The sequence below is a fragment of the Pseudomonas putida genome (assembly GCA_029953615.1).
Classification (GTDB): Bacteria; Pseudomonadota; Gammaproteobacteria; order Pseudomonadales; family Pseudomonadaceae; genus Aquipseudomonas.
In genome coordinates this window covers 236,234-248,668 of record CP124529.1, presented here as the reverse complement: position 1 = coordinate 248,668, position 12,435 = coordinate 236,234, and the positions used below count along the sequence as shown (strand labels likewise).

The following is a 12,435-nucleotide window of genomic DNA, read 5'->3' as shown; positions in this document are numbered from 1 at the left end:
AGGAGTCTATCAGAGCTCCCACAACCCGCGACACAGAGAGTTTGACAGCTTGTTTCATTACGGTATGATGGCGGCCGCAAAACGAGCTGGAAGCGTGGCCGAGTGGTTTAAGGCAACGGTCTTGAAAACCGTCGATGGGCAACTATCCTAGAGTTCGAATCTCTACGCTTCCGCCATTATCTTCAGCAAAAGCCCCGATTATTCGGGGCTTTTGCATTTCTGGAAGTTGGAAACCGCCGCTTTTTCGCAGCTTCGCGGGACCGCGTTGCATTCTTCGCGGGCATGCCCGCTCCCACAGGTTCTATTGCAGAGTCACTGGCTTCATGTCATCCGGTAATTGCCGAATGGCCGCCTCTATCCGCTCGATCGGTGCCGCGAGTTCGTCGGCTTCCTTGTCCTTGCCCTCCCTTCTCAGGCGATCGCGCTCAAGGCGCAGGTTAAGCAAATTTTTCTGCAGCTTCAGGGCCGAGACATTGAACGGGTCCATGCTTTTCTCATGCTGTGGGCTTCCGTGCCGTTGTAGGAAAACTGGACCGTAGCAGCTCGAATTTGCTGGAGAAACTGATGTTTCATACAGGCAAAGCCCGCTACATCGATTCTTCCTACATTGCGCGGTAAAAGATCCTACAAGCTGCGTTACAAGTCGTGTCTTTCAAACCCGGCTAAACACCGCGTGGTAGCGGGGAATCAGCGGTTTTCGGCAATGCACGCCTTCGACGCGGCTCAGTCCAGGGCCTGTCGTGCTTTTGGAAATCTTATGTAGCAATTACCGCCCCTTGCTGAAGCATTCGGCGCCTGCGCAGAAGCTTCAGCGGCTGACCTGAAGCGCGACGCCGGCCAGTACCTGCTCGGTGCGCAGGATGCGCGCGTAATCCAGGGCCAGGTTGCTCAACGACAGCGCATGTACATCCTCCGCAGGCCAAAGCCGGCCTTGCAGGTCGTGCTGGTCAAAGGTGAAGCAGGCATCTTCCACCACCACCACATCGAAACCGAGATTGCCCGCCGAGCGTGCGCTGCATTCCACGGAATTGTTGGTAATAACCCCGGCGATCACCAGTTGGTTGATGCCGCGTGCATGCAGCCAGCGCTCCAGGCCGGAGTTGGCGAAGGCATCGGGCACCTGCTTGTCGAACACGGTTTCGCTGGCCAGCGGGGTGAACGCGGGCTGGAATTCGCAACCGGACTGGCCCGGCCAGAACACCGAGTCCACCGAGCGGGACAGGTGGCGCACATGGACCACCGGGCGTCCTGACTGACGCCACGCAGCCAGCAGATCGCCTATACGCAGTTCGGCCTCAGGGTTGTTGCGCCGGCCCAGGCGCGGGTGATGAATGCCAACCTGAAGGTCGATCAGCAACAAGGCAGCGTTGGTCGCGAAAGCAGTCATGGCGGGATGGCACTCCTTGGCCGTTTCAAGCACTCGAACCTAGCACAGCGTGGATAAGTGCAGAAATTGCTGTCTCGTGTAAAGGGCAGTTGCGCTGTGGCGCAGAGAACTCAGTGCGCAAGCGGTCCGTGTACCGTGTGGGAGCGGGCGTGCCCGCGAAGAATCCAACGCGGTGCCTGGCACCGGCTGCGCCGGTGTTCGCGGGCACGCCCGCTCCCACAAAGCATCGGCGCTTCGCATCTGATCCGCTTTTTTTCCACAAACCTGAATCTGTAACCGTATCAGCCCAGGCCCGACAATATGCCCATTCCCGCATCAAACTTGTAGAGGTTCCGATGGGCAAGCTCGCGCTGTTCCTGGGTGGTTTTCTGCTGTTGACCATTCTGATTGGTATTCTTGGCACCATTCCGCCAAGCTGATGTTCATCACGGTTGTTCCCCCGCGGCCTGCCTGTCCTTCGGGCGGGCCCGACTCTCTCCGTTGTTGGCCGATTCACCCTACCGATTTGTACGATAAGTCATTCTTTGCACTGGGAAATCTGTCCACAAAAAACGTGGGTAGGTCTGTGGATAAAGTGCTGGAAGCCAGGCCCGCGGCGGGCTCTGTTAAATTGAGCAGAATTTGAACAGCCGTTTCAGGGTGGGTTGCAGTAGGCCATGCCGGCGCGGCGCAGGGCCGCCAGCAGGTCGCGCACCCGTGCCGGCAGTTCGCCGGCGGGGTACACCGCATGCATTTGCGGGTCCTGGCCGTTGCTGGAGGTCAGTCGGTATTGCGGGCATACCCGCACCAGCCGCCCGGCCTTGACCTGCGCTTCGCCAACCCAGGCGGCCAGGCGGGCAATGCCGGCACCGGCCAGGGTGCTGTGGTACACCGCGTCGCCTGAGTCCAGGCGCAACCTGGGCCTCGGGCGCAGGCTGGTGATCTGGCCGTCACGGCAAAAATGCCAGGCCTTGAGGATGCGCGGGGCGGTGTGCAGGATCAGTGCATGGCCTTCGAGGTCTTCGGGTTGTTGTGGCGTGCCGGCCTGGGCCAGGTATGCAGGGCTTGCATACAGGTGGCGCCGGTAATCCCATAGTGGGTAGCCGATCAGCTCGCTGGACTGCGGGAAGGCACCGCGCACGACGAAATCGAATTTGCCTTGCAGCGGGTCCAGGGCGCCGTCGCTGTACTGCACGTCCAGGGTTACCTGGGGGTGGCATCGGGAAAACTCGGCAAGCACCAAGGGCAGTACATGTTCACCCAGCACCTGCGGCACGGCGAAGCGGATCCAGCCTTGCGCACTGCCGCTGAGCGCGGCCAGTTCGTCGGCGGCATCACGTTGCACATCCAGCAAGCGTTCGGCGTGGGGCAGCAGGCGCTCGCCAGCTTCGGTAAGGGTCACGGCGTTGGCGTTGCGGTTGAGCAGTTTGCTCCCGGCATTGTCTTCCAGGGTTTGTACCGCACGGGTGACGGCGCTGGGCGAGCGCCCCAGCGCGCGGGCGGCGGCAACGAAGCTGCGCTTGTGCGCCACGCTGACGAACGCCTGGATTTCTCGCAGCATGTCCAACGCCATTGCCTGCTCCTCGTTGCAGTTTTCGCAATATGGCATTTCAACACAAGCGCGGCGCTTTGATTAGCCTTGCAGGCGTCTTCACTGCCTGGAACCGCGTCATGATGGATATCGCTGTGCTCTCCGTGTTCGCCTTCGCCGCTGGGCTGATCGACGCCGCCGTGGGTGGCGGCGGGCTGATCCAGATACCAGCCTTGTTCAACGTGCTGCCCACCGCACAGCCGGCGGCATTGCTCGGCAGCCAACAAGCTGGCGTCGGTCTGCGGCACGGCCTTCGCGGCGCGTTCGTTCATCCGCAGGGTGACGCTGGACTGGGGGTTGATCGTGCCGGCGGCGCTCAGTGCCTTTGCCATGTCGTTTGCCGGTGCCGCCACGGTGTCGCTGGTGCCGCCCAGCGTGATGCGCCCGGCGGTGCTCGTGCTGATCGTGCTGATGGCCATCTACACTTTCTGCAAAAAGGACTTCGGCACGCTGCACAAACCCGCAAGGATCGGCCGCAAGGAGCAGTGCCTGGCGGTGCTGATCGGTGGTGCGATCGGCTTTTACGATGGCCTGTTCGGGCCGGGTACCGGTAGCTTCCTGATCTTCCTGTTCATTCGCTTCTTTGCCCTGGACTTCCTGCACGCCTCGGCGTCGGCCAAGGTGGTGAACATCGCCACCAACCTGGCGGCGCTGGTGTTCTTCGTGCCATCGGGCAACGTGCTGTACGCCATCGCCTTGCCCATGGCGGTGTGCAACATCCTCGGCGCGCTGACCGGTACCTGGCTGGCGGTGCGCAAGGGCGCGGGCTTTGTGCGCGGGCTGTTCCTGATACTGTTGTGCGTACTGATCGCCAAGTTGACCTGGGACTTGCTGGCCGGCTAGTTCATATCACCTGGTGTTGCGGTTCGGCCTGCTCTACGCGGTTGCGGCCATGGGCCTTGGCCCGGTACAGGGCCTGGTCGGCGCGTGCCAGCAGTTCGTCGAGGGTAGGGGCCGGCATGTCGGCGGCGCAACCGGCCAGGCCGATACTGACGGTAATCTGCAGGGGCTGCTCGGCCTGTACCACGTGCAGTTCCTGCACGGCTCGGCGCAGGCGTTCGGCAGTGAACTTGGCCCGATCTGGCGCCAGGCCAGGGAGGACCACGACGAACTCCTCGCCGCCCAGGCGAGCGAACAGTTCGCCATCGTGCAACTGGTCCTGCAGGGCGCCGGCGAACTGGCGCAGCACCTGGTCACCGATCGCATGGCCATGGGCATCATTGATCGACTTGAAGTGGTCGATGTCCAGCATCATCAGGGTAAGCGGCAACGCCTGGGCGTGTTGCTGGCGGCTTTCCAGCAACGCATTGGCGCGGCGGGTGAAGGCACTACGGGTGAGCGCGCCGGTGAGGTGGTCGATGGTGGCCTGATGCGCCAGGCGGGCCATCAGGCTGCGGTTGGCCTGGCTGACGCAGGCCACCACCAGCGGCCCGAGCACCAGCATGGCGATGCCCAGGCGCGCCGACATCAGCGTGGTCACCCCGGGCTCGCTTTGCGGCACGCTGAAATGCATGAGGTTTTGCGCTACCGCCACGATCAGCGTGCTGCCAGCGGTGAGTGTCAGCAGCGAGACCAGGAACGGGGAGTAGTTCCAGGCGCACCACAGCAGCGCGGCAATCGGGAAGGCAATGGCCCCGGGGCCGCCAAAGGCTATGCTGAACGCCAGCGAAGCCAGCAGCACCAGTAACGGCGCCAAGCGGATGGCCTGGGCGCCACCGCGTACCAGTGCCCGTGCCGAAGGCGCCGTCAGCAGCACTGGCAGCACTAGCACGCTGGTGGAGAATTGTTCGCTGAACCAGGCTAGCCAAGTGGCGCGCAACGACTGTTCGAACCACGGCGCGGCCACTACCGCCGCCATGCTGGCCGCCACTATCGCTGCGGCGGCAGAGGCGCCAAAGACGCTGAGCACGCCGTGGGGGGTACGCATGCGCCGGTGCAGGCGCGGCAAGCGCGAGAGCAGCAGCCAGAGGGTGGTCACCACACCCAGGTTGCACAGGTTGAACCACAGGGCGGGTACCCAGGCGCTGCCACACAGCAGGTCGGCACCGACCATGGCCAGCCACACCAGGGCAAAGCCCGTCAGCGTGGCCTGCCGAGGGCAACGCAGCAGCACGCCGGCCAGTACCGCATTGACCGGCCAGAACAGCGACAGGGATTCGATCGGGCGGGCCAGGATGCCGCCCAGGGTGAGGGCAAAGGTCAGGCCGAGCAGAACGACGTAGTGCAGCACGCGCGATTGGGCTGGAAAAACCATGGGCTCGACCGGCAAAGCGGAAACGAAATCCAGGACAACGGCTTGAAGCACCTGGGGCATTTGCACACAAGTTTGGTTCGTCAGAGGACTTGATGTCAATCTGCCGCGATTGGTCGAGATAATGCCAAATTGCCTTCATTCGTTGCCAGTTACCTCACAAGCCGAAGAACCACGGCACCATCACCACGGTCACCAGCATCACCAGCACGGTAAACGGCACGCCAACTTTGACGAAGTCGGCGAAGCGGTATTGCCCCGGGCCCAGTACCAGCGTATTGACCGGCGATGACACCGGCGTCATGAACGCCGCCGAGGCGGCCAGCGCCACGGTCATGGCGAACGGGTAGGGCGACATGCCCAGCTGCGCGGCGGTGCTGACGGCCACGGGCGCCATCAGTACCGCGGTGGCGGTGTTGGAGATGAATAGGCCGATCACCGCCGTAACCGCGAACAGGCAGGCCAGAATAGCGCTGGGGCCGGCACCGCCCAGTACGCTGACCAGGCCGCCCACCGCCAGGTCGATGCCTCCGGTTTTCTGCAGTGCCTGGGCAAAGGGGAGCATGCCGACGATCAGTACCAGGCTTTGCCAGTGGATGGCCCGGTAGGCGCTGTTCATGTCGATGCAGCGGCCTGCGCCCATCAGCAGGCAGCCGATCAGTGCGGCAATGACGTTGGGCACTACGCCGCTGACCATCAGTCCGACCATCACTGCCAGGCTCAGCAATGCCTGTGGTGCGCGGGTGCGGGCGGGCGCGACCAGGTCGATTTCCGCGGGCAGGCTCAGTACCAGGAAGTCCTTGGGTTTGCTTTGCAACTGGCGCACGGCTTTCCATGGCCCGACTACCAGCAGGGTGTCGCCCAGGCGCAGCTTTTCTTCCACCAGTTGTGCTTCGATCGCCGCCTGCTCGCGGCGCAAGCCGACCACGTTGAGGTCGAAGCGCGTGCGGAAGGCCAGTTCGAGGATGCTCTTGCCAAGCAGTTTCGAGCCTGGTGGCAGCATAACCTCGGCCATGCCCAGTTCCTGGGACTGGTCGATGAAGTAGGCAGCCTTGAAGTGCAGTGGCTCCAGTAGCATGGTCTGGCACAGGCTGCGCAGGTCGTCGTGGTTGGCGAACAGGTCGAGCAGCAGCACGTCGCCCTGGTGCAGCACGGTGCTGGAGTCGGCGGCGATCACCCGCGTGGTGAACTTGTGCTGGCGCTCGATGCCGATCACGTTGGCGCCATGCCGGGTGCGCAGCTCCAGCTCGCCGAGGGTGTGGCCGATCAGTGGTGAATGGGGGCGGATGCGCAGGCGCCGTTCCCGGCCGTTGAGCTTGTAGTCAAGCACCAGGTCCAGCAGGGTGCGGCGGCTTTCCACGCGGCCGTCCTTGCGCACTTCGCCATTCAGCCAGTGCCGGGTCAGCAGCATGTAGCCGATGCCCAGCACCAGCACCACCAGGCCAAACGGGGTGAAGCTGAAGAAGCTGAAGCCCGCTTCGCCGTGGCGCACCAGTTCGCTGTGTACCACCACGTTGGGCGGTGTGGCCACCAGGCTGAGCATGCCGCTGATCAGGCCGGCGAAAGCCAGCGGCATCATCAGGCGGCTGGGCGAAAGCTGCAGGCGCGCGGCGATGCTCAGCACCACCGGAATGAAAATGGCCACCACACCGGTGGAGCTCATCATCGAACCCAGCCCCGCCACGGCCACCATCAGCAGCACCAGCAGGCGCGCCTCGCTGTTGCCGGCCCGCTCGCTCATCCATTCGCCGATGCGGTAGGCAATGCCGGTGCGCACCAGGCCTTCACCGATCACGAACAGGGCGGCGATCAGCACTACGTTGGGGTCACTGAAGCCGGCTAGCGCCTGTTCCACGGTGAGGATACCCGACAGCGGCAGGGCGAGGATCACCAGCAGCGCAACCACATCCATGCGTGGGCGGTTGATGACGAACAGGGCGACGACGATGGCCAGCAGGCCGAGGACCCAGGAGCAGCTCTTGGTTCATGGGGAGGGGGTGTTCCTTCACACGGGGCACGATAGACAGTAGCAGCCAGTGTGCCGGAGTGTGGTGAAGGGGGTGTTGACGTACTGCAGGGTTTGCAAAACAAAAGGGGCCGCATGGCGGCCCCTTGGTCATCGGGATCAGTGACGGTGACGACGGTGCTTGCCGTTGTTGTCACCCAGGTGGTTGCCGATGGCACCACCGGCCGCGCCACCCAGGCCGGCACCGACAGTGGAGCCGGTCTTGCCGCCCACCGCACCGCCAAGCAGCGAACCACCGGCCGAGCCCAGGCCACCGCCGATGGCAGCTTCGGTACGGTTGCCTTTGCGTGCACCTACCGCACTACCGGCTGCGCCGCCGAGGCCGGCGCCGATGGCCGCCCCCGTTTTGCCGCCGATCTGTTGACCGACAACGTTACCCAGAACACCACCCAGGCCACCGCCAATGGCGGCGGTACCGTCACCGGCGAAAGCGCCCTGGCACAGCAGCAGGCCGAGGGCAAGGGAAGGCAGAGTCAGACGCATGATACGAACCTCAAAGGAATCATCAGGTTAAGTTGCCGCGCAACGGGCGGCTCAGGGTTGGAAAGACGCTTCAGCGGTAGTAGCGGTCACCGCGGTAACGACGATAGTCATCATCATCGTCGTCGCGGTCATGCCGATGGTGGTGGCGATGGTCACGATCACGGTCACGGTCACGCCAGCCATCGTCGTCGTCATGGTAGCGATGGCTATGGCACCCTGCGGTCAGCAGGACTACGGCAATCAGCGAAAGGCTTGCAAGACGGGTCATCACGATATAGGTCCTTGATCCGCAAAGGTTTACGGCACACCTTCTGAGACTGGAAAGGATCCATTTGGTTTCGCTGGCAGGCAAAAATTTGTCGTGCCAGCGATGGGCGGCGGGGGTGAGAAACGCAGAATCAGTGGGTTGGCTGAATCGCCAGCACCACACCGTTAGTGATCTGCACCAGCACGTACCGCCCTCCCATGTTTACCCAGTGGCTTTCCTTTTCCGGCGCGGGCAGGCCCTTGGCTTTCCAGTCCTTGATTGCCTGGTCCTCGCGCTTGTACTGGTCAGGTGCCTTGTCGCCGACCTTGAGCTCGCGGTTGTGGGTTTCTGGCGCGGTGATGCTTTCTTCGCTGGAGGGCGCTGCGGTGGCAGCCAGGGGCAGGCAGGGAAGGGCAGCGAACAGCAGGTAGTGCAGTTTCATGACGATCTCCTTGTGACGGAATGCCTTATCTGCGACAGCCGCCTGCGCGCGACAATTCACTCGCGATGCTTGCCAGTGCTAGAGTCGCGTTCTTTTTACCCTGAGGATGGAACATGCGTGCGATTCTGCCGATGGCCGCGGCGCTGATGCTGGTCGGTTGTGCTTCTGCGACCATGGAAACGGCCCGCGGCGGCAAGCCGACTGCGCAGCTCGACTCGCACAAGGCGCCTGAACTCGTGGCCCAGTGCATCCAGTTCAGCTGGCAGGAAGAGAAGGTGTTCGGCGATGACGCCAGTGGTTATCTGGAACCACGCAAACAGGGTGGGTTCACGGTGTATACCCGTGAGGCGGAGGCGTTCGTGGACGTGTACCCGCAGGCCGGTGGGACGCGGGTGGATTATTACGCGCAGAAAAGCGACGGCGTGGCGCTGCAGCGCCGGGCGGCAGCGGCGACCTGCCTGTAACGGTTGGCGACTGCACATGGCTGGCTGACTTCTGACTTGGCAGGGGCTCTGTGGGAGCGGGTGGGAGCGCACCAGCATTACAATTTTTAGCAAGGCTGTTGTGTCGCAGGGAGATGGTGGGGGCTAGCATGAGCCCCTACCGAATCAAGGAAGACGCCATGGACCGCTCACTGCAACTCAACCGCGCCAGCTGGGATGAACGTGCCCCGCTGCATGCTGCTTCCAAGGACTACGAAGTCGAACGGCTCGTCCAGCATCCCGAACACCTTTCCGAAACCGTACGCTTCGACCTGCCCTTGCTTGGCAATATCGACGGGCTCAACGCCGTCCACCTGCAGTGCCACATCGGCACTGATACCCTCTCGCTGGCGCGCCTTGGCGCCAAGGTCTGTGGCCTGGACTATTCCGCGGCTTCGCTGGCCGAGGCACGTACGTTGGCCCAGCGCTGTGCGGCACCCATCGCGTATGTCGAGTCCGACGTATACGCCGCCGACAAGGTGCTGCCGGCCGGCACGTTCGACCTGGTCTACACCGGCATCGGCGCGCTCTGCTGGCTGCCCCGTATCGAGCCGTGGGCGCGTATTGTCGCGGCCCTGCTGAAACCGGGCGGGCGGCTGTTCCTGCGCGACGGCCACCCGATGCTGATGGCGGTCAATGAAGACCATCAGGACCGCCTGCAACTTGAATACCCGTATTTCGAGCACGAAGCGCCGACGGTTTGGCACAACGACCAGACCTACGTCGAAACCGAGCAGCGTCTTTCCCACACCGAAACCCACGAGTGGAACCACGGCCTGGGCGAGGTGATAAGTGCCTTGCTCGCCCACGGCCTGCAGTTGACCGCCCTGGTGGAGCACCAGAGCATTCCCTGGGAGGCGCTACCGGGGCAGATGGTCAAGGGCGACGACGGTGAATATCGCCTGCGCGAACAGCCAGCGCGCCTGCCCCTGAGTTACACGCTGGTGGCAGTAAAAGCCTGATCAGGACAGGTAGCCGCCGTCAACATTGAGCGCGGTCCCGGTGGTGTAGCTGGAGGCATCGCTGGCCAGGTACAACACGGCGCCGGCCATTTCCTTGGGGTCGGCCACGCGCTTGAGCGGGATCTGCTGCAACGCGGCGTTGAGGATGGCGTCGTTCTTCACCAGTGCCGAGGCGAACTTGGTATCGGTCAGGCCCGGCAGCAGGGCGTTGCAGCGGATACCGAACGGCGCGCATTCCTTGGCGAAGACCTTGGTCATGTTGATGACCGCCGCCTTGGTCACCGAATAGATGCCCTGGAACAGACCGGGCGAAACCCCGTTGATCGACGCCACGTTGATGATGCTGCCGCCACCCTGCTCACGCATCAGCTTGCCGGCCTCTACCGACATGAAGAAGTAGCCACGGATGTTCACGTCCACGGTTTTCTGGAAAGCACCCGGGTCGGTATCCAGTACGTTGCAGAACTGCGGGTTGGTGGCGGCGTTGTTGACCAGGATGTCCAGCCGCCCGAACTGCTCGCGAATGCCGGCGAACACTTGCTGGATCTGCGCCAGTTCACCGATGTGGCAGGCTACCGCCGTAGCCTTGCCACCGGCGGCGATGATCGCATCGGCCACCTGCTGGCAACCGTCGAGCTTGCGGCTGGACACGATCACATGAGCGCCTTGCTGGGCCAACAGGTGGGCGATGGCCTCGCCGATGCCACGGCTGGCGCCGGAGACGAAGGCAATCTTGCCGTCGAGGTCGAACAGGTGGGTCTTGGACATGCTGGTTTCCTTGTTATCCGTCGTCGAGGTCGTACTCAGAGGCTGGACTTGGCGATGACCTGCAAGGTCATCTGCTCCAGCAAGCGGTTCATGTGGATGAACTGGGCGAAGCGCTTGTCCTGGGTCTGGCCGTGGTAATAGCGGTAGTAGATCTGCTGGACGATACCGGCCAAGCGGAACAGGCCATAGCAATAGTAGTAATCGAAGTTGTCCAGGCGGATGCCGGCGCGCTCGGCATAGTAATCGACGAACTGGCGGCGGCTGAGCATGCCCGGGGCGTTGCTCGGCTGGCGACGCATCAGCTGCACCGGCGCGGGGTCGTCAGCCTCGATCCAGTAGGCGAGGCTGTTGCCCAGGTCCATCAGTGGGTCGCCGAGGGTGGTCATTTCCCAGTCCAGCACACCGATGATGCGCATAGGGTTGTCGGCATCGAGGATAACGTTGTCGAAACGGTAGTCGTTATGCACGATGGCGGGCCGTGGGTGGTCGGCGGGCATTTTCTCGTGCAGCCACGCGGTCACCTGTTCCCAGCGCGGGGCGTCGGGGGTCAGGGCCTTTTCATAGCGGCTGGTCCAGCCCTCGATCTGGCGCTGCACATAGCCTTGCGGTTTGCCCAGGTCGGCCAGGCCGCAGGCGTTGTAGTCCACCTGGTGCAGCTCCACCAGGCGGTCGATGAAGCTCTTGCACAGGGCCTCGGTGCGGTTGGCGTCGAGGTCCAGTTCGGCCGGGATGTCAGAGCGCAGGATGATGCCCTTGACCCGGTCCATCACGTAGAACTCGCCGCCGATCAGGCTGCTGTCGGTGCAGTGCACGTAGGCCTTGGGGCAGTAGGGGAAGCCACTGTTCAGCTGGTTGAGGATGCGAAACTCGCGGCCCATGTCGTGGGCCGATTTGGCCTTTTGCCCGAACGGCGGGCGGCGCAGCACGAAGTCGCGGCCCGGGTAGCTGACCAGGTAGGTAAGGTTGGAGGCGCCGCCTGGGAACTGGCTGATGCTCGGCAGGCCATCCAGGCCGGGGATGTGGGCCTTGAGGTAAGGGTCGATCACTGCCGCGTCGAGTTCTTCGCCGTGGCGTACCTGGGTGGGCTGGTCGGTGAGCGTCATGCGTTTTCCTTATTCTCGATCGCAAGGACTATTGGCTAATCTAATGCGCTGGCGATGTTGGAACAAGCGTGCCAGGTGCCATATAGGCGAGGGTGTTGCTGCCTGATCAATTGCCTTGATAACCCCAAACGTGCCCGGCATTTCATGAGTGCCCAAATCTTGAAACCTTGCGCTGTCCTTGTGGGAGCGGGCGCGCCCGCGAACACGGGCGACGCCCGTGCCATCCATCGCGGTGCCTGTTTCGCGGGCTTGCCCGCTCCCACAGTGATCAGCGTTCGATCTGAAGCAGCCAGGCAAAAAAAAAACCGAAGCCGGTCAGGCTTCGGTTTTTCGATCAGTGCTATTTCCTGCCCTCAGGACGGGAACAGCTCGCTGAGCTTCATCGACAGCATCATGTCGCCTTCGACGCGCAGCTTGCCGCCCATGAACGCCTGCATGCCGTCGGTTTCGCCGCTGACGATACCCTTCAGGGTTTCACTGTCCATCACCAGGGTGCAGTTGGCATCCGGGTTCTCGCCTTCCTGCAGGTCGCAGGTGCCGTCCTTGACGATCAGCGCGTAGTGCTTGCCTTCGTCGGTGATGTTGAAGCCGAACACCAGGTCCAGGCCGGCGGCAGCGGATGGGTTGAACTTCTCTTGCATCTTTTTGACGGCATCAGCTACGGAGGTCATGGCGCATTCCTTATAGAGTGATTTACACGTCCCCGCAGGGACA

General features: G+C 62.9%; 13 protein-coding genes, 1 tRNA gene and 2 pseudogenes. 5 read left to right on the top strand and 11 right to left on the bottom strand.

What is annotated here, in order from left to right; translation table 11 throughout:
- The first annotated feature begins 88 nt into the window (after positions 1–88).
- A tRNA-Ser gene (locus QIY50_01225) sits at positions 89–176 on the top strand.
- 125 nt (positions 177–301) lie between these two features.
- On the opposite strand, the gene QIY50_01220 is transcribed toward QIY50_01225, so the two are convergent.
- Both QIY50_01220 and QIY50_01215 read right to left on the bottom strand, forming a co-directional pair.
- Positions 302–487 carry a hypothetical protein gene (locus QIY50_01220; protein WGV20959.1) on the bottom strand — a complete coding sequence of 62 codons (186 nt, stop codon included), beginning with the start codon at positions 485–487 and terminating at the stop codon, positions 302–304.
- A 321-nt stretch (positions 488–808) separates the two neighbouring features.
- Positions 809–1,387, bottom strand: a complete 579-nt coding sequence (locus tag QIY50_01215) for a cysteine hydrolase family protein (GenBank protein WGV20958.1) — start codon at positions 1,385–1,387, stop codon at positions 809–811.
- A gap of 149 nt (positions 1,388–1,536) precedes the next feature.
- Here QIY50_01215 and QIY50_01210 point away from each other — a divergent pair, with 149 nt between their 5' ends.
- Positions 1,537–1,806, top strand: coding sequence for a hypothetical protein (locus tag QIY50_01210; protein ID WGV20957.1), 270 nt, complete (start codon positions 1,537–1,539; stop codon positions 1,804–1,806).
- Positions 1,807–2,021: 215 nt separating this feature from the next.
- Here QIY50_01210 and QIY50_01205 read toward each other — a convergent pair whose 3' ends face one another.
- Entirely contained in the window at positions 2,022–2,939 is a 918-nt protein-coding gene (locus tag QIY50_01205; protein ID WGV20956.1) for a LysR substrate-binding domain-containing protein, read from the bottom strand.
- Between the two features lie 98 nt (positions 2,940–3,037).
- On the opposite strand from QIY50_01205, the pseudogene QIY50_01200 reads away from it, so the two are divergent.
- Positions 3,038–3,800: pseudogene (locus QIY50_01200) on the top strand (TSUP family transporter).
- Between the two features lies 1 nt (position 3,801).
- Here QIY50_01200 and QIY50_01195 read toward each other — a convergent pair.
- From QIY50_01195 to QIY50_01175, 5 genes and pseudogenes are all read right to left on the bottom strand, one after another.
- Positions 3,802–5,226, bottom strand: coding sequence for a diguanylate cyclase (locus QIY50_01195; protein ID WGV23132.1), 1,425 nt, complete (start codon positions 5,224–5,226; stop codon positions 3,802–3,804).
- 139 nt (positions 5,227–5,365) lie between these two features.
- A pseudogene (locus QIY50_01190) lies at positions 5,366–7,196 on the bottom strand (SLC13 family permease).
- A 137-nt stretch (positions 7,197–7,333) separates the two neighbouring features.
- Positions 7,334–7,717 carry a bacteriocin gene (locus tag QIY50_01185; GenBank protein WGV20955.1) on the bottom strand — a complete coding sequence of 128 codons (384 nt, stop codon included), beginning with the start codon at positions 7,715–7,717 and terminating at the stop codon, positions 7,334–7,336.
- 70 nt (positions 7,718–7,787) lie between these two features.
- Positions 7,788–7,985, bottom strand: a complete 198-nt coding sequence (locus QIY50_01180) for a hypothetical protein (protein ID WGV20954.1) — start codon at positions 7,983–7,985, stop codon at positions 7,788–7,790.
- A 130-nt stretch (positions 7,986–8,115) separates the two neighbouring features.
- On the bottom strand, positions 8,116–8,406 hold the full coding sequence (locus tag QIY50_01175) for an RcnB family protein (protein ID WGV20953.1): 291 nt from the start codon (positions 8,404–8,406) through the stop codon (positions 8,116–8,118).
- 113 nt (positions 8,407–8,519) lie between these two features.
- On the opposite strand from QIY50_01175, the gene QIY50_01170 reads away from it, so the two are divergent.
- Complete coding sequence (locus tag QIY50_01170) at positions 8,520–8,870, top strand: hypothetical protein (GenBank protein WGV20952.1); 351 nt, start codon at positions 8,520–8,522, stop codon at positions 8,868–8,870.
- Between the two features lie 158 nt (positions 8,871–9,028).
- On the top strand, positions 9,029–9,850 hold the full coding sequence (locus tag QIY50_01165; GenBank protein WGV23131.1) for a class I SAM-dependent methyltransferase: 822 nt from the start codon (positions 9,029–9,031) through the stop codon (positions 9,848–9,850).
- On the opposite strand, the gene QIY50_01160 is transcribed toward QIY50_01165, so the two are convergent.
- The 3 genes from QIY50_01160 to QIY50_01150 form a co-directional block, all read right to left on the bottom strand.
- Positions 9,851–10,618 (bottom strand): SDR family oxidoreductase, encoded by a 768-nt coding sequence (locus tag QIY50_01160; GenBank protein WGV20951.1) that lies wholly within the window; start codon positions 10,616–10,618, stop codon positions 9,851–9,853. It lies immediately after the preceding gene.
- A 35-nt stretch (positions 10,619–10,653) separates the two neighbouring features.
- Positions 10,654–11,721, bottom strand: a complete 1,068-nt coding sequence (locus QIY50_01155; GenBank protein WGV20950.1) for a phosphotransferase family protein — start codon at positions 11,719–11,721, stop codon at positions 10,654–10,656.
- Positions 11,722–12,074: 353 nt separating this feature from the next.
- On the bottom strand, positions 12,075–12,392 hold the full coding sequence (locus QIY50_01150) for an SCP2 sterol-binding domain-containing protein (protein ID WGV20949.1): 318 nt from the start codon (positions 12,390–12,392) through the stop codon (positions 12,075–12,077).
- Between the last annotated feature and the right edge of the window lie 43 nt (positions 12,393–12,435).

What these genes read in the sequence shown, in the direction of transcription:
- QIY50_01215 (WGV20958.1), bottom strand. Translation starts at nt 1,387, where the DNA reads ATGACTGCTTTCGCGACCAACGCTGCCTTGTTGCTGATCGACCTTCAG.
- QIY50_01170 (WGV20952.1), top strand. Translation starts at nt 8,520, where the DNA reads ATGCGTGCGATTCTGCCGATGGCCGCGGCGCTGATGCTGGTCGGTTGT.
- QIY50_01220 (WGV20959.1), bottom strand. Translation starts at nt 487, where the DNA reads ATGGACCCGTTCAATGTCTCGGCCCTGAAGCTGCAGAAAAATTTGCTT.
- QIY50_01165 (WGV23131.1), top strand. Translation starts at nt 9,029, where the DNA reads ATGGACCGCTCACTGCAACTCAACCGCGCCAGCTGGGATGAACGTGCC.
- QIY50_01175 (WGV20953.1), bottom strand. Translation starts at nt 8,406, where the DNA reads ATGAAACTGCACTACCTGCTGTTCGCTGCCCTTCCCTGCCTGCCCCTG.
- QIY50_01180 (WGV20954.1), bottom strand. Translation starts at nt 7,985, where the DNA reads ATGACCCGTCTTGCAAGCCTTTCGCTGATTGCCGTAGTCCTGCTGACC.
- QIY50_01205 (WGV20956.1), bottom strand. Translation starts at nt 2,939, where the DNA reads ATGGCGTTGGACATGCTGCGAGAAATCCAGGCGTTCGTCAGCGTGGCG.
- QIY50_01155 (WGV20950.1), bottom strand. Translation starts at nt 11,721, where the DNA reads ATGACGCTCACCGACCAGCCCACCCAGGTACGCCACGGCGAAGAACTC.
- QIY50_01150 (WGV20949.1), bottom strand. Translation starts at nt 12,392, where the DNA reads ATGACCTCCGTAGCTGATGCCGTCAAAAAGATGCAAGAGAAGTTCAAC.
- QIY50_01160 (WGV20951.1), bottom strand. Translation starts at nt 10,618, where the DNA reads ATGTCCAAGACCCACCTGTTCGACCTCGACGGCAAGATTGCCTTCGTC.
- QIY50_01185 (WGV20955.1), bottom strand. Translation starts at nt 7,717, where the DNA reads ATGCGTCTGACTCTGCCTTCCCTTGCCCTCGGCCTGCTGCTGTGCCAG.